This is a genomic window from Rhodoferax sp., assembly GCF_039922535.1.
GTDB lineage: Bacteria > Pseudomonadota > Gammaproteobacteria > Burkholderiales > Burkholderiaceae_C > Rhodoferax_B.
Genome location: NZ_JBDTEM010000081.1, coordinates 1 through 14,521 on the forward strand (window position 1 = coordinate 1; position 14,521 = coordinate 14,521).

Annotated in this window: 15 protein-coding genes; 6 read left to right on the forward strand and 9 right to left on the reverse strand. The window is 63.6% G+C overall.

Annotation, left to right across the window (positions count from 1 at the left end; translation table 11 throughout):
• The 3 genes from ABI213_RS03325 to ABI213_RS03335 all read left to right on the forward strand — a co-directional run.
• The coding region (locus tag ABI213_RS03325) for an ABC transporter ATP-binding protein (protein ID WP_348026104.1) at positions 1-809 on the forward strand (809 nt) is incomplete at its 5' end.
• A 15-nt stretch (positions 810-824) separates the two neighbouring features.
• Complete coding sequence (locus ABI213_RS03330) at positions 825-1,547, forward strand: ABC transporter ATP-binding protein (protein ID WP_348026106.1); 723 nt, start codon at positions 825-827, stop codon at positions 1,545-1,547.
• A 7-nt stretch (positions 1,548-1,554) separates the two neighbouring features.
• The gene (locus ABI213_RS03335) at positions 1,555-2,493 is read left to right on the forward strand and encodes a DMT family transporter (protein WP_348026108.1); all 939 of its coding nucleotides are present in this window, start codon (positions 1,555-1,557) and stop codon (positions 2,491-2,493) included.
• On the opposite strand, the gene gph is transcribed toward ABI213_RS03335, so the two are convergent.
• The 3 genes from gph to ABI213_RS03350 form a co-directional block, all read right to left on the reverse strand.
• Positions 2,490-3,167, reverse strand: a complete 678-nt coding sequence (gene gph, locus ABI213_RS03340) for a phosphoglycolate phosphatase (protein WP_348005707.1) — start codon at positions 3,165-3,167, stop codon at positions 2,490-2,492. The genes ABI213_RS03335 and gph overlap by 4 nt on opposite strands.
• Complete coding sequence (locus tag ABI213_RS03345) at positions 3,163-3,915, reverse strand: dienelactone hydrolase family protein (protein WP_348005704.1); 753 nt, start codon at positions 3,913-3,915, stop codon at positions 3,163-3,165. Before ABI213_RS03345 ends, gph begins: the two co-directional genes overlap by 5 nt.
• Before the next feature lie 109 nt (positions 3,916-4,024).
• The gene (locus ABI213_RS03350) at positions 4,025-4,546 is read right to left on the reverse strand and encodes a superoxide dismutase family protein (RefSeq protein ID WP_348005705.1); all 522 of its coding nucleotides are present in this window, start codon (positions 4,544-4,546) and stop codon (positions 4,025-4,027) included.
• Positions 4,547-4,835: 289 nt separating this feature from the next.
• Between ABI213_RS03350 and ABI213_RS03355 the strand changes: the two genes are divergently transcribed.
• Positions 4,836-5,162 (forward strand): hypothetical protein, encoded by a 327-nt coding sequence (locus tag ABI213_RS03355; protein ID WP_348005706.1) that lies wholly within the window; start codon positions 4,836-4,838, stop codon positions 5,160-5,162.
• 26 nt (positions 5,163-5,188) lie between these two features.
• Here ABI213_RS03355 and acnA read toward each other — a convergent pair whose 3' ends face one another.
• From acnA to ABI213_RS03375, 4 genes are all read right to left on the reverse strand, one after another.
• The gene (acnA, locus tag ABI213_RS03360; protein WP_348026110.1) at positions 5,189-7,933 is read right to left on the reverse strand and encodes an aconitate hydratase AcnA; all 2,745 of its coding nucleotides are present in this window, start codon (positions 7,931-7,933) and stop codon (positions 5,189-5,191) included.
• Positions 7,934-8,018: 85 nt separating this feature from the next.
• Positions 8,019-10,154, reverse strand: coding sequence for a thioredoxin family protein (locus ABI213_RS03365; protein ID WP_348007103.1), 2,136 nt, complete (start codon positions 10,152-10,154; stop codon positions 8,019-8,021).
• A gap of 76 nt (positions 10,155-10,230) precedes the next feature.
• Positions 10,231-10,542, reverse strand: coding sequence for a DUF167 family protein (locus tag ABI213_RS03370; RefSeq protein WP_348007102.1), 312 nt, complete (start codon positions 10,540-10,542; stop codon positions 10,231-10,233).
• Positions 10,543-10,562: 20 nt separating this feature from the next.
• The gene (locus tag ABI213_RS03375) at positions 10,563-11,201 is read right to left on the reverse strand and encodes a LysE family translocator (RefSeq protein ID WP_348007101.1); all 639 of its coding nucleotides are present in this window, start codon (positions 11,199-11,201) and stop codon (positions 10,563-10,565) included.
• A 234-nt stretch (positions 11,202-11,435) separates the two neighbouring features.
• On the opposite strand from ABI213_RS03375, the gene ABI213_RS03380 reads away from it, so the two are divergent.
• Together ABI213_RS03380 and argG are read left to right on the forward strand one after the other, a co-directional pair.
• Positions 11,436-12,029 (forward strand): hypothetical protein, encoded by a 594-nt coding sequence (locus ABI213_RS03380; protein ID WP_348007100.1) that lies wholly within the window; start codon positions 11,436-11,438, stop codon positions 12,027-12,029.
• A gap of 151 nt (positions 12,030-12,180) precedes the next feature.
• On the forward strand, positions 12,181-13,518 hold the full coding sequence (gene argG, locus ABI213_RS03385; protein ID WP_348007099.1) for an argininosuccinate synthase: 1,338 nt from the start codon (positions 12,181-12,183) through the stop codon (positions 13,516-13,518).
• 36 nt (positions 13,519-13,554) lie between these two features.
• Here the strand turns inward: argG and ABI213_RS03390 are convergent, their stop codons facing one another.
• Positions 13,555-13,950: a VOC family protein gene (locus ABI213_RS03390; protein WP_348007098.1), complete on the reverse strand. Its 396-nt coding sequence runs from the start codon at positions 13,948-13,950 to the stop codon at positions 13,555-13,557.
• A 10-nt stretch (positions 13,951-13,960) separates the two neighbouring features.
• Positions 13,961-14,350 (reverse strand): hypothetical protein, encoded by a 390-nt coding sequence (locus tag ABI213_RS03395; protein ID WP_348007097.1) that lies wholly within the window; start codon positions 14,348-14,350, stop codon positions 13,961-13,963.
• Positions 14,351-14,521 lie beyond the last annotated feature (171 nt).

Sequence of the window (14,521 nt, forward strand, 5' to 3'; positions counted from 1 at the left end):
ATGCCGTCATGGTGGCCGCCAATGCCAACCACAGCGCTGTGGGCTCAGACCTGCTGGTGGCCCAGGGTGTGTTGATGCAGTTTGGCGGCTTAAAGGCCATCAACAACGTCGATCTTCGGGTCCAGCGCGGCACCATCCATGGGCTGATTGGCCCCAATGGCTCGGGTAAAAGCACCATGATGAATGTGCTCACCGGCATCTACGTGCCCACGGCGGGCAGCATTACGTTTGCAGGCCGTGCGGTGGTGGGGCGCACCTCGGCCGACATCGCCTTGTCAGGCATTGCGCGCACTTTCCAGAACGTGCAGCTGTTTGGCGAAATGACGGCTTTGCAGAACGTACAGGTGGGTTTGCACCACACCTTCAGAAGCAACATTGTGGATGTAGCCCTGCACACCGGGCGCTACCAGCGCGAAGAAAAGGCTGCGCATGCGCGGGGCATGGGGCTGCTGCAGTTTGTGGGCCTGGGCGCACTGGCCACCGAGGAGGCGCGCAACCTGCCGTATGGCAAGCAGCGCTTGCTGGAGATTGCCCGGGCGCTGGCCCTGGACCCGCAACTGCTACTGCTGGACGAACCGGCTGCGGGCCTGACCGCGCCCGACATCAAGGAACTGGTGGCGATTGTCCGCAAGATCCGCGACCACGGCATCACCGTGATCCTGATCGAGCACCACATGGACGTAGTGATGGGTCTGTGCGACGCGGTGTCGGTGCTGGACTTTGGCCAAAAGATTGCCGAAGGCAAACCTGCGGAAGTGCAGGCCGACGAAAAAGTCATCACCGCCTATCTCGGCGGTACGGCAGCCTAAGCACAAGGATTCCCAATGTTGAGTATCAAAAACCTGGAAGCCGGTTACGGCAAAGTGCAGGTCTTGCACGGCATTTCCATGGAAGTCCCCAAGGGCAAGGTCGTCACCCTGATCGGCTCCAACGGCGCAGGCAAAACCACCACCATGCGGGCGGTGTCGGGCATGATCAAACCCACCGCAGGCCAGATCAGCCTGCACGGCAAGCGGATAGACGGTTTGGAGTCGTACACCATCGCCAAACAAGGCCTCGCGCACTCGCCCGAGGGGCGGCGCGTGTTTGCCACCATGACGGTGGCCGACAACCTCACCCTGGGGGCTTTCCCCCGGCTCACCGGCAGCCGCCCCAAAGGCGACGTGGCAGGCGACCTGGAGCGTGCCATGGAGCTGTTTCCCCGCCTCAAAGAGCGCCGCAACCAACTGGCGGGCACCTTGTCGGGCGGTGAACAGCAAATGCTGGCCATGGCCCGCGCGGTGATGCTCAACCCCGAGATCATCCTGCTGGACGAACCTTCCATGGGCCTCGCCCCGATCCTGGTGGAGGAGGTGTTTCGCATCATTGCCGACCTGAAATCCCGCGGTGTGACCATGCTGCTGGTAGAACAGTTTGCCGCCGCCGCCCTGAAGGTGGCCGACTACGGCTATGTGCTGGAAAACGGCCGTATCTCGGTGCACGGCGATGCGGCCAAGCTGCGCGACGACCCGGCGGTAAAAGCCGCGTACCTGGGCGGCGTGCATTGACCCTGCCATGGCTGCACTCTCCCGCACGGCGCATCCTGGCCAAGCTGCATTTGTATTGACACTGCTGGCGGCCACGTTTTTGATGGGGTCGAGCTTTATCGCCGGGAAGATATTGCTCCAGGGGGGATTTGCACCCATGGTGCTGGTGGGCTGGCGCTTTCTGGTGGCGGCGGTAGCCACGCTGCCCCTCGTCTTGCTGGATGCAGGCCCCTTGGGCAAAGCCCTGCTGCCCTCGGCCATGACGCTGCGCGATGCCATGGTGGTGGTGCTGATCGGCTTGCTGCAAACCGCCGCCGTCATGGGTTTGCTGTTTGTGGCGATGCGGACGATTGCCGCCTCCACTGCCGCCATTCTGCTGTTTACCAACCCGATCTGGGTGGCCGTGCTGGGTAAGATATTTTTGGGCGAGTCGCTGCACCGCACGCGGCTGCTGGGACTGGCGTTGGGCATTGCCGGGGTGTCGCTGGCCATAGGGGTAGGCGCGGCCAGTCTGCCGGGTGCGGGTGCGCTGACGGGGCAGGCCATTGGCCTGGGATCCGCCTGGTGCTGGGCCACCGCCACCATCATCAACAAGCGCGCCCGGCTTCCTATTGGCAGCTGGGCTCTGAGCTTTTGGCAAATGCTGGTGGGGGCATTGGCAGTGTTGGCAATAGCCTACGGCTCGGGCGAGCGCTGGCCGCAGGTGACGACACCTGCGCAGTGGGGCTGGTTTTTCTGGCTGGCCATTCCGGCCTCTACCGGGTCGTTTGGCCTGTGGTTTGTGGCGCTGAAAAAGGGCGGTGCCACACGCACCAGCGGCTACTTGTTTCTGGCCCCTTTGTTCACCGTGTTGCTGTCGTTTCTGGTGCTCGGCCATACCCTGGTGTGGGCGCAGGCGCTGGGCGGCGTACTGATCGGACTGTCGCTGTGGCTGGTGAACCGGCAGCCCGCTGCGCAACGGGATTAAATGGCGGCCAACGAATCCAGCAGCCCGTCGGCATCCACGCCCGAGACGGGTTCGCCGTGGTTGTAGCCGTAGGTCACCAGCAGCACCGGGCAGCCCGCGGCCCGCGCCGCCTGTGCATCGTTGCTGGAGTCGCCCACCACCAGGGTGTGGGCGGGCTGGCTGCCCAGGGCTTCGCAGGCTTTGAACAGCGGCAGCGGGTAGGGCTTTTTGCGTTCAAACGAATCGCCACCGTACACCTGGCGGAAGAAACCGTCCAGGCCTTTGGCCTGCAGCAGCGCTTGGGCCAAAGCCACCGGCTTGTTGGTCACACAGGCCAGTTTCCAGCCGCGCTGCTGCATGGTCTGCAAGCCCTCCACCACGCCGGGGTACACGGCTGAGAACTGGCCGTTGATGGCCCCGTAGTGGTGCTGGTAGCGCGCTAACGCGTGGTCGAATAATGCTGCGGTATTGATAGCTGCTTGCGCAGGTACAGTCTGCGCTAGAGCATGTTTTAGCACTAGATTTATGAGATTTTCAGACCCTTTGCCCACCATAGGCAGGATGGTGCTGGGCGCGATGGCAGGCAACGCCAAGTCGGCCAGCATGCCGTTTAAAGCGGCAGCAAAGTCGCCCAGGGTATCGACCATGGTTCCGTCCAGGTCAACGATGGCGGCTTGGATGGAGGCGCGCTTAATACAGCACCCGCCGAAACATCCCAATCGCCATCTGATAGCCGAGCAGTTGCAGTTCGGCATCAAAGCGCTCCCCTTCGTCGCGCATGAAGGCGTGGACACCGTTGAATTCGTGCCAAGTGAAGTTCACCGCCTCGTCGCTCAGCTTCTTGTAAACCACCGCCCGGCCTTCAGGTGGGATGTGCGGGTCTTGCTTGCCCCAGACCATTTGCAATTCGCCTTTGATTTCGCCCGTGCGCGCTAGGCTTTCGTTGCCCGGCTGAGAGGGGGTCAAACCCGAGTGGATGTCGGTGGCGTAAAAGCAGGAGGTGGCCGCAATAGCTGGGTTTAGGGCGGCGCGGTATGCCAGGCCACCGCCTAAGCAGAAGCCCATGGCTCCGAATTTTTCGGAGCAATCGTCTTGCGTTCCCAGGTAATCAATGATGGCCTGCGCATCGCTGTCGTGGGCTTCCAGATACTTGGTCACTTTGTCGGCATTGCCTTTGTCGCGCCCTGCGTCGTCGTAGCCGAGGACCGTGCCGATGGGGTTGAGCTCATGGAACACTTCCGGCACCACCACGATGAATCCATGCCCGGCCATGGTTTGCGCGCTGCGGCGAATGGGTGAAGTTTGCTGAAAGATCTCAGAATACAGAATGAGCGCCGGATATTTTTTAGGGGGCGCTCCAGCCTCGGTTTTGGGGCGGTACACATAACAGCGCATGGTGCCGGTGGGGGTGGGGAGATCGACTTCGCTGGCTTGGATTTGCATGGGTTTTCCTCGTCAGCAGAGTGTAGCCACCCCCCAATAAGTGGCGATGCCGCTCTAACTTTCGTGGACTCGGATGCAGAGCATTCCAAGCCATGAAAGCTCTTTCACGTTAATTCCGCGTGATCACGGCACAGGCCAACCGCGCACCGGAATTACCGGTGGGTTGGGTGGTGAAGTCGTCTGCGTCCTTGTGTACGATCAGGCCGCGGCCGACCACGTCGTGGGGGCCGCTGTCCACGCTCAGGTCGGTGCTTTCATAGCTGATCTTGGCGCTGCCCGATGCGTCGGCCTGCAGGCTGGGCAGGTCGCCAGCATGGTGCATGGAGCCGTTGGCGGCCCCGTGTGCGTGGCCGTCGGGGTTGAAATGGCCACCAGCAGACATGCCGTCGCCACTGGAGCAGTCGCCCTTTTCATGGATGTGAAAGCCGTGCACGGTGTTGGGCAGCAGGCCATGCACTTCGCCGCGCACCAGCACTTTGCCGGGCAGTTGGACGAATTGGATACTGCCGGTAGCCGTGTTGCCGGTGGTCGCGGCGAGCTGGGCGGTGGCGGACGGGGCTGGGGGTTGGCTGGCGCAGGCGGCCAACAGGCCGCTCAGCGCCAGGCAGGAGATGCGGATAGGGGAAAACATGGAACTCTCCTTGGGTCAGTATTGGCCGCGCTGGGCCAAAGGTGGCGTGCTGTCAGCAGTATCCATTACGGCCATTGAATGTACCCATATGTCTCGCCGTTTGCCACCCTGGGTTGCCGCTTGGGATATACCTGTGGGTTTACATGGCACGCGATTTGGCCGACGTTTGTAAGCTGTTTGTGGTCAAATTGCGTCAATTCATATCGGGTAAGTAAACCCATCGGTTCGAGGAATTCCCCCTGCAACCGTACCGGGTTATTTCACCTTCCACTCGCCTGCCGGAGGACGTATGGGCATTCATCGCACGGATAGCGCATCCAGACATGCCCAGTGGTCTGCCGGGCGCGCCAGCAGCTCGACGTTTGACAACAATGTGCAGAAGTACGGTGTGGTCGGTGCCGCTGCGGTCGCTGCGACCGATGCCGTGGCCCAAGGGGTTCTGGGCCTGGAGAGTGGCATCAAGACGGTCGCTCTCAATACCGTTTCCCTGGAAAACGCAGCCAAGTCGGTTTACAACGCGGTGACGCAAAACGGGCTGGTCTCCGCCGGTGCCATTGCGGCGTATGCGGCCGGCGGTGCGGCGCTGGTGAAAAGCGCGATCAGCAAGCTGGTGTGATGCAAGGGGGCTAGCCCCCTGCAGTGCTAAGCCGCCAGCAACTGCCGCAGTACAAACGGCAAGATGCCACCGTGCTGGTAGTAGTCCACCTCGATCGGGGTGTCAATACGCAGCCGTACCGTGACTTCCTGCTGAAGTCCATTGGCACGGTGCACCACCAGCGTCACATCCATCTGCGGTTGCAGCGCACCGCCGATCACTACGTCAACCACCTCGTCGCCGCGCAGGCCCAGGGTCTGCCAGCTGTCGGTGCCCAAGAACTGCAGCGGCAGCACGCCCATGCCCACCAGGTTGGCGCGGTGGATGCGCTCAAAACTGCGCGCCACCACGGCTTTGATGCCCAGCAGCTGCGTGCCCTTGGCGGCCCAGTCGCGTGATGAGCCGGTACCGTATTCCTCGCCACCAAACACCACCGTGGGGATGCCCGCCGCTAGGTACTTTTGCGCCGCGTCATAGATGGGCATTTTTTCCGGTGCGGCTTGCGCGGAGTGGTACAGCGTCACACCGCCTTCTTCCTGTGAGCCCTTGGCATCCGGTGGCAGCATCAAGTTTTTGATGCGGACATTGGCGAAGGTGCCGCGCACCATCACATCATGGTTGCCCCGGCGCGAGCCGTAGCTGTTGAAGTCGGCGCGGGGTACACCGTTGGCCAGCAGCCACTGCCCGGCGGGGGATTTTTCGGCGATGGAACCTGCAGGCGAAATGTGGTCGGTGGTGATGGAATCACCAAACAGCGCCATGGTGCGCGCGCCGGTAAAGCCCAGCACCGACATTTTGGGCACCAGGCTGAAGTCGCCGAAGAACGGCGGCTCGGCGATGTAGGTGGATTGCGGCCAGTCGTAGACTTGCCCGGTCGTCCCTTGGATGCTGCTCCACAGTGCACCGGGTTCGGACTTGATCTTGTCGTAATTGGCGCGAAACGCCTGCGCATCGGTGGCAAAGCGCAGCTTCGCGTCGATCTCGGCCATGCTGGGCCAGATGTCGGCCAGAAACACCGGTTTGCCACCCGTGCCCAGGCCCACCGGCTGGGTGGCCAGGTCGGTCATCACATTGCCCGCAATCGCGTAAGCCACCACCAGCGGCGGTGAGGCCAAAAAGTTGGCCTTCAGGTTGGGGTGGATGCGCGCCTCGAAATTGCGGTTGCCCGACAGCACGGCCGCGCAGACCAGCTGGTTGGCACCGATGGCAGCGTTGATCTCGGGCGACAGATCGCCCGCATTGCCAATGCAGGTGGTGCAGCCATAGCCCGCCAGGTAAAAGCCCAGCTTTTCCAGGTAGGGCAGCAGCCCGGCCTTTTGCAAATATTCGGTGACGATGCGCGAGCCCGGGGCCAGCGAGGTTTTGATGTGCGGCAGCACCGTCAAGCCCGCCTCTACCGCCTTTTGGGCCAACAAGCCCGCCGCCAGCATCACGCTGGGGTTGGAGGTGTTGGTGCACGAGGTAATGGCCGCGATCAGCACGTCACCATTGCCGATGGTCGTGTCATTGGACGGCAGGGGATGGCGCAGGCCCAAGGTCTCTGCAGGCTGGTTGAATCCATTGGCTGCGTTGGGTTGGCTGTACAGCGCGGCAAAGGTACTGGCCAGTTGGTCCAGGTCGATGCGGTCCTGCGGGCGTTTTGGGCCTGCCACGCTGGGCACCACGGTGCCCAGGTCCAGCCGCACGATTTTGGTGTAGTCAATGTCGCCTGGCTTGGGCATGCCGAACAGGCCCTGCGCCTTGTAGTAGGCCTCAAAGAGCGCAATCTCTTCGGCGGTACGGCCGGTGTTTTGGAAGTAGGCAATCGTCTTGTCGTCCACCGGGAAGAAGCCCATGGTCGCGCCGTACTCGGGGGCCATGTTGCCGATGGTGGCGCGGTCGGGCACGGGGATAGATGCGGCCCCCGGGCCAAAGAATTCCACAAACTTGCCCACCACCTTCTCGGCGCGCAGGATGTTGGTCACAAACAGCACCAGGTCGGTGGCGGTGACACCTTCGCGCAGCGTGCCCGACAGCTCGAAGCCCACCACGTCCGGGGTCAGCATGTACACCGGCTGGCCCAGCATGGCGGCTTCGGCCTCGATGCCACCCACGCCCCAGCCGACCACGCCGATGCCGTTAATCATGGTGGTGTGGCTGTCGGTGCCGACCAGCGAGTCGGGGTAGTACACCGGCACCGGCCCGGTGTCTTGCGGGCTCTTGTACACGCCGCGCGCAAAGTATTCCAGATTGACCTGGTGCACGATGCCAAAGCCCGGCGGCACCACGCGGAAGGTGTCAAACGCCTGCATGCCCCACTGCATGAACTGGTAGCGCTCGTGGTTGCGTTGGAATTCCAGCTGCATGTTCAGGTCCAGCGCTTGGGGTGTACCGTAGTAATCGACCATCACAGAATGGTCTACCACCAGGTCCACCGGCACCAGTGGTTCGATGGTTTTGGGGCTCTTGCCCAACGAAGCCGCTACCGTGCGCATTGCGGCCAGGTCGGCCAGCAGCGGGATGCCAGTGAAATCCTGCAGCACCACGCGCGTCACTACGAACGGGATTTCCTCGGTGCGCTCGGCATTCGGCAGCCAGTGCGCCAGTTGCTCAACGTGCTGCGGCGCGACCTTTTTGCCGTCGCAGTTGCGCAGCACCGACTCCAGCACGATGCGGATGGACACCGGCAGGCGTTGGATGCTGGGGTACTGCCGGGCGAGTTGGGGAATAGACCAGTACTGGCCGGTACTGCCGCTGGCCGTGGTGAATGTTTGCAGGGTGCTGGCAAACGCGTGGGGCGTGTTGTTGGGCATAGGGGCTCCTTGTGGGTTGCCATCCAAGATAGCAGGCTTGGATGAACCTGGCTGTCAGTGGGGGTGCCGTTCTCTGAACACTTCTTTACAACTTGGCGATAGCTGCCCGTAAGTCGTCCACATTCAATACTTCTGATAGCACCTGCGGCGCGCTACCGGCCTTGTACAGCACGTACACCGGCACGCCGTTGCGGCCCAGCTGGCCCAGCGCGGCGGTGATGTCGGGGTCGCGGCGGGTCCAGTCGGCGCGCAGCAGCTGCACGTTTTTGGCCTCCAGATCGGCCAGCACCGCGGGGTGCGACAAAGTGGTTTTCTTGTTGTACTGGCAGGTGACGCACCAGGCGGCGGTGAAGTCCACCATTACCGGCTGGCCGGTAGCCAGCGTCTGCTCGACGCGGCCCGGCTCCCAGGGCTGCCAGCGATCGGTGGCGGCCACGACATTAGACACCGGCGTATTTTTTATAACATTGGGGCCTACAGCGCTGATAACACCTGCGAGGGCAGCTATTGAAAGCGTAGCAATTGCCCAGCGCGTGCGCCCGGCCAAGCCCAGCGCCCACAGCACTGCCGCCATCGCCACCAGCAGCACCAGCAGGCTGCCCGCGCCGTCGATGCCGCTTTGCTGGCCCAGCACCCAGACCAGCCAGGCCACGGTGGCAAACATCGGGAAGGCCATGAGCTGGCGGAAGGTGGCCATCCACGCGCCGGGCCGGGGCAGCAGCCGGGCCAGGGCCGGGCTCAGGCTGGCCAGCAGGTAGGGCAGGGCCATGCCCAAACCCATCACCGCGAAGATCGGCAGCGCCTGCGCCACCGGCAGGCCTACCGCCAAGCCCAGCGATGCGCCCATGAACGGCGCGGTGCAGGGCGAGGCCACGGCCACCGCCAGCACGCCCGACAAAAAGGCGTTCAGCGCCGGGTTGCGCGCCTGTAGGGTGGCCACGCGGCTGGGCAGGAACTGGCCGAACTCAAACAAGCCCGCCAGATTCAGCCCGACCACCGTAAACAGCACGGCCAGCCCCGCCACCACGGCTGGCGACTGCAGCTGGAAGCCCCAGCCCAGTTGCTCGCCCGCCGCCCGCAAACCCAGCATCAGGCCGCCCAGCGCCAGGAAGGACAGCACGGCCCCGGCGGTATAGGCCAGGCCATCGACGCGGTGCGCGCGCTTGTCGCCCGCGTGCTGGGCAAAACCCATCAGCTTGATGGCCAGCACCGGGAACACGCAGGGCATCAGATTCAGGATCAGCCCGCCCAGCAGCGCGCCGAGCAAAGCGGCCGCCCACGACAGGCTGGGCGCGGCGGGGATTTGCGACGCAGCGCTATTGGCCCGCAGAGCGGCTTCCAGCGCCGGGGAAATGGTGGGTGCGGCCACGGTGCGCGGCCATTCGCCTTGCACGTCGGCCACGGTGCGGTAGCCCTGGCCTTCCGCGGTGGCCAGTACCAGCGGCATCTCGGTGGGGCTTTGGCTGCGCATGGCGGTCAGCGGCGCGGTGGCGGACCAGGTGGCGCCGTCCCAGCGCTGGGTGATGTCGGCCGCGGGGGCGGTGATTTCCGGGGTTTCGGGGAACAGTTCCAGCGTCTTGCCGTGCAGTGCGGCGGGCAGGTCGGCGACGGTGATTTTGAGTTCTGCGCCCGCTACCTGCACCTTGCTGCGGGCGGCCAGGTCGTGGGGTTGCGCGGCCAGGCTGGCATCGAAGGCGCTGCCGTTGAGGGCGGTGGTGCTTTTCACCGGCACTTTGAGCACGAAGTCGCCTTCTTCGGGAATGCACTCCTTGCGGCACACCAGCCAGGCGGCGTGCAGCTTCACTTCCAGCTCGCTGGTCAACAGGCCAGGTTTGAAGTCGGGCGAGATGGTCAGCGGCACCGGCAGCAGCAGCGTGCCCTCAAAGCCGTAGTTGGCCAGCGTACCGATGCGGATCTTGTGCGGCACCGGCCAGGCGATATCGCCCGCCGTCACGCCCGGTGGCAGCGTCCAGGTCAGGCTGGTGGCCAGGCCCGAATCGCCGGGGTTCTTCCAATACGTGTGCCATTCGGGCTGGTGGGCGATCTGCAAGCCCACCCACACCGGCTGGCCGGGCACCACGCCCTGTGGCGCATGGGCCAGCAGCTCGGCGCGCACCTGCGGCGTGGTGACGACAGAATTTAAGCTTTTTTGGGCATTGGCGCAGATGGGGAGTGCACTGGCAGCTATTAAAAGCAGAGCGGTGAGAAGGCGATGCAGCATGGTGGGACCCGAGTATGCGGGGTGGGAGCGGCTGGCAGGCCGCAAAGTTCCGGCTCTCACCCAGCCCACCTCGGGCTCAGAGCTGGGTGAATACCGCTGGCAGCTTCTTCGGCGCGGTGATGCGCAACTGTTTGTGGATGCTTTCCTGGCCAAACACCACCTCAATATCGGCTACAGCCACGCCAAACAAAGGCGCGAGAAAGCGCACCATGTGGTCTGTCGCCTTGCCGTTCTTGGGCGTGGCGGTGACGCTGACCTTGAGCTGCGTGCCCATGGGTTTGGCAATCGCGTCACAGCAGGCCGAGGGCTTGCCCAGGATGTTGACGATCAGCACGTCGCCCTCCCAGGCAAAAAAGGAGTCGCCGGTGGCGTTGCGGGGGGCGGCCATGCAGCCGGGTTCCGTTCGGGTCAGTTCGGGTTTTTGAGCCGCAGCAAGCCCAGGCCCAACAGGCCAAAGGCACCGCCGGTGACGCGGTTGAACACCTGGGCCCGCCGTGGGGTGGAGAACCAGCCCTGCAAGCGCGTGGCCAGCAGCGAATAGACTACGTGGGAGGTCAAGGCGCAGGCGGTGAAGGTGCTGGTCAGCGCCAGGAACTGCGGCAGCATGGGCGCGTCCAAGTGCAGGAACTGCGGAAACAGCGCGGTGAAGAACAGAATGCTCTTGGGGTTGGTCAGCGACACCAGTAGGCCCTGGCGGGCCAGCGCCAAGCGGGACTTGTTGGGTTGCTCCACGACCTGGGTGGTCTTGCTGAATACCGAGCCGGGGTTGGTCCACTGCCGGTAGCCCAGGTACATCAGGTACAACGCCCCGGCAGTCTTCAGCCCGGCAAACAGCCATGCCGAGGTATGCAGCAAGGTGCCCAGCCCTGCCATGGCAATGCCCGACACCACAAAAACCCCTACCGCGCTGCCGACGGAGCTGCCCAGCAGCGTCTTGCGCAGGCCCCAGGCCATGGTGTTCGACATTGCCAGCAGAACGGCCGGGCCAGGGGTGAATGCGGTCACCAGGGAAATGGTGATGAAAAGGAGCCAGGCGGAGGGTGTCATGGGGCGTGCACAGTGCGGTGGGGGACGGTTAATCTACCCTATCCGGGTTGCCCCCTTGGCCGACCCGATTGCAAACCACTGGTAAAGCTAGGGATAACCCTGGTAAAAACCCTTGTGGCGCGGGCAGGGCGGGCCTATAACCGAGGCGGTTGCACCGCATTGACACCCACGCGACCGGCCTCCGGCGGACGCTGATGCCCCCGGACTCCCAGGGTGTGGTTTTGAAAGGTTTCCATGTCTGACGGTTCTTTGCCCACATTCCGCTTCCCCGCAAGCACTCACATCGTCCAGGTCCAGCCGCCCCAGCACGGCGCGGTGACGCTGGAGTCGTCCGCGCTGGAGGTGTTTACCGATTTGGCGCAAATCCGTGCCGCTTCAGTGCCGCCGCAAACCTCGCTGGGCCAGGCCGAGCTGAAGATGATCTACCAGGGCGTGCGCCTACTGTTCGTGGTGTCCGACATGCCCTCGGTGGACGGCATTCTGACCGCCGCCGACATCGCCGGGGACCGCCCCATGCGCCTGGTGCACCAGCGCCAAGTCAAATACCAAGAGCTCACCGCCGCCGATGTGATGACCCCACTGTCCGACATCGACGCGGTCACCTTTGCCTCGCTGCAACGCGCCACGGTGGAGCAGGTGGTGGCCACGCTGATCCAACGCGGCCGCCCGCACCTGCTGGTGGTGGACTCGGAAGCCGCCGACGGCTCCCCGCGCATCCGTGGCCTGATTTCGCAAACCCAAGTCGAGCGCCAGCTGGGCCACCCCTTGCCGGTGACAGCGATGGCGCAGACCTTCTCGGAGCTCGAACAGGTCTTGGCCGGGCATTGAGAGCGTATTTTTAGGTGTGAAATAGGCCACCAGCGCATATTCCATCTGCGCTGGCAGCTTCAAAATAAATAGCAATTGGCCAGGGCCCGGTCCTCGGCGATTCTCCGGTGTCATTTAACATCGAAGGTTTCGCACTGACTCAGAGAACACCATGGTTGCCAATATTCTGCAAAAACTCCCCGCTGGCGAACGCGTCGGCATCGCGTTCTCGGGCGGGCTGGACACCAGCGCCGCCGTGCACTGGATGCGTGCCAAGGGTGCCATTCCCTGCGCCTACACCGCCAATCTGGGCCAGCCCGACGAGTCCGATTACGACGAAATCCCGCGCAAGGCGCTGGCCTACGGTGCCGAAATGGCCCGTTTGGTGGATTGCCGCCCGCAGCTAGTGGCCGAGGGCATTGCCGCCATCCAGGCCGGGGCTTTCCACATCAGCACCGGCGGCGCCACCTATTTCAACACCACGCCGCTGGGCCGGGCCGTCACCGGCACCGCGCTGGTGGTGGCCATGCGTGACGACGGCGTGAACATCTGGGGCGACGGCAGCACCTACAAGGGCAACGACATCGAGCGCTTCTACCGCTACGGCCTGCTGTGCAACCCCGAGCTGCGTATCTACAAGCCCTGGCTGGACCAGCTGTTCATCGACGAACTCGGTGGCCGCAAGGAGATGAGCGAATACCTGGTGGCCAACGGTTTTGACTACAAGATGAGCGTGGAAAAAGCCTATTCCACCGACTCCAACATCCTGGGCGCGACCCACGAAGCCAAGGACCTGGAGTTCTTGAACGCCGGCATGCACATCGTCAAGCCGATCATGGGCGTGCCGTTTTGGCGCGACGGCTGCGTGGTCAAGGCCGAATCGGTCACCGTGCGCTTTGAAGAAGGCCAACCAGTCGCCTTGAACGGCCAGACCTACCCCGACGCGGTGGCCCTGATGTACGCCGCCAATGAAATCGGTGGCCGCCACGGCTTAGGCATGTGCGACCAGATCGAGAACCGCATCATCGAAGCCAAGAGCCGCGGCATCTACGAAGCCCCCGGCATGGCGCTGCTGCACATCGCCTACGAGCGCCTGGTGACCGGCATCCACAACGAAGACACCATCGAGCAATACCGCAGCAATGGCCGCCGTCTGGGCCGCCTGTTGTACCAAGGCCGCTGGTTCGACTCGCAAAGCCTGATGCTGCGCGAAACTGCCCAGCGCTGGATCGCCCGCGCCATCACCGGCGAAGTCACGCTGGAACTGCGCCGCGGCAACGACTATTCGCTAATGGACACCGTCAGCCCCAACCTGACCTACCACCCCGAGCGCCTGACCATGGAAAGCGGAGCCGGTGGCTTCACCCCCGCCGACCGCATCGGCCAATTGACCATGCGCAACATGGACATCGCCGACACCCGCCAAAAGCTGGCGGTGTACACCGAGGCCGGTTTACTGGGCACCAGCGGCTCCAGCACCACGCTGATCGCCAATCCAGGCGCTCTGTAAATTCCCGTCTGGTTCCCTGGCCCTCCAATGTGAGGGCTAGGGTGTGTAAGCCCCGTCCACCAGCCGCTGCGAAATCCACCAGAGGTTGCCGTGCGGGTCACGCACGCCGCCCTGGCGGTCGCCGTAGGGCATGTCGGCCACCGCCATCTCCAGCGTGGCACCGTGCTGCAGGGCTTGGGCCATAGCCGCGTCGGCATCGTCCACATACAGGTAAAACGCGGCGGCCATCGCCGGGTAGGCGGGGCTGGCTTCGCTGGCCATCACGGTGGAGGTGCCAAGCCGCACCTGCACATTGGCCACCAGGCCGTCGGGGCGCAGGCTGCGGCAGGTCTCCACGCCGCCCAGCCCGGCCACCAGAAAACGCGCAAACGCGTCGGCATCATTCACGAAAAAATAGGGTGCGACGGTATTGAATCCGGGCGGGATGCGCATGGCGGACCTCCTACAACTGGGTTCTCAAAGCGTAGACCAGGCCCACAGCCAGCGCCACCAGGGCCGCACTCACCCAACGCAGCCGCACGCGGTTGGCCTCTGCCCGCTGCACCAGCTCGGTGTTTTGCGTGGCCAGCGCCTGGATCAGCTCGCTGGAGGCGCGCATCTGCGTGTGCAGCTCGGCGCTGCTGGCCTCCAGGGCGATGATGCGGGCTTGCAGCTCGGCCACCACCAGGTCATGGGTGGGCAGCACCGGGGTCGGCGGGGGTGGGGGCGCGGGCGGCGTTTTTTTGGCCACGCTGTCCCACAGCTTTTTGGCCCCTTGTGCCACCAGCGGCGCGGTCGAGATCACCTCGGTCCACGGTACGGTCTTGAGCAGAGAAAACAAGCCTAAACCCATGGCGGGAGCCTTTCAGAATGCACTATCGAATTGCTATGACTTGCATAGCTGCTTGTGCTGATGGAATGAGCGCCAGAGGTCGATTTTCTTTATAAAACAGCGTCTGGCGGTTGTACTAGCTTACATGGGCGCGGGCGTAGCAGATGCAAGCCCTGGCGTAGAGTGGTGTCT